The organism is Rhizobium sp. 18055 (genome assembly GCF_902706285.1).
Classification (GTDB): domain Bacteria; phylum Pseudomonadota; class Alphaproteobacteria; order Rhizobiales; family Rhizobiaceae; genus Rhizobium.
Map to the genome: position 1 here is coordinate 1 of NZ_CACSKD010000161.1, position 515 is coordinate 515.

Annotated in this window: 1 protein-coding gene; it reads left to right on the plus strand. The window is 71.8% G+C overall.

All coding sequences use genetic code 11. From position 1 onward, the window contains the following. Nucleotides 1–356, plus strand: a 356-nt coding sequence (locus GVL52_RS31810; protein ID WP_160012700.1) for a hypothetical protein, incomplete at its 5' end; no start/stop codon positions are given. Nucleotides 357–515 lie beyond the last annotated feature (159 nt).

Sequence of the window (515 nt, forward strand, 5' to 3'; positions counted from 1 at the left end):
TGGCCAGCCGCTGGCTCGCCATGGTCGTCGCATCGCAGCAGCTCGCGCATGCCTACGCCATGCTGGCGGGCCTGGCGGGCTGCGTGGCGGCCGGCGTGATCTGCGCACGCGCCTTCCCGCCCAAGCGCGAAGTGACCGAGCAGGACACCTCCACCGATCCGGCCTGGCGCCGCGAGGTGCTGGAGGAACTGGCCGCGCAGCCGGGCGGCCTGGGGTCCGTGGCCGACCTGCCGCCCGCGGTGGTGCAGGAGCTGAAGGAACTCAAGCTCTACGACCTGTTCGTGCAGAACGCACAGGCAGCGCCATCCACGCAAACGCAAACGCAGACCGCGGCCGCCGGCCGCGCGCCACGCTGAACCCGGAGCCACGACATGGATCCGCAACTCCTCAACGACATCGCCGTCGCGGCCGCCATGGGGCTGGTCGGCGCCGTGGTGTTCGCCGCCATCGGCCTGGTCTCGGGCACCGACGAGACCACCACGCTCGCACCGCTCACGCTGCTGGTGGTGCTGCTC